The organism is Pseudoponticoccus marisrubri (genome assembly GCF_001482405.1).
GTDB lineage: Bacteria > Pseudomonadota > Alphaproteobacteria > Rhodobacterales > Rhodobacteraceae > Pseudoponticoccus > Pseudoponticoccus marisrubri.
In genome coordinates, this window is the sequence record NZ_LPXO01000059.1 from 1 (window position 1) to 353 (window position 353).

Here is a 353-nt window from a genome sequence, read left to right on the forward strand (position 1 = left end):
GCTCGTGCGTATAGTTTTCTTCAATGGATAAACGGATGTTTTGGGCCTTCTGATGAAACTCTGAAATCAAATGCGGTAACAGATAGGGCCCAATAGTATAAATCGCACCCAACTTTAATTCGGTGGTTTGAGACTGTTCATCCTGGGTAATTTGTTTGATGGTTTTGGTTTTTTGAATGATTTCTTCCGCCAAATCGACCACTTGTTGACCGATTGGGGTAATCAAGACATCGTTTTTACGTCTTTCAAACAAAGTCACATTCAATTCATCCTCGAGTTTTTTAATGGCGATACTCAAGGTTGGCTGACTGACAAAACAATTTTCGGATGCTTTTCGAAAATGCTTTTCTTTA

At 38.8% G+C, this 353-nt stretch carries 1 protein-coding gene; it reads right to left on the reverse strand.

What is annotated here, in order from left to right:
- On the reverse strand, window positions 1-298 hold a 298-nt coding region (locus tag AVJ23_RS22510), incomplete at its 3' end, for a LysR family transcriptional regulator (RefSeq protein ID WP_240484777.1).
- Window positions 299-353: the final 55 nt, after the last annotated feature.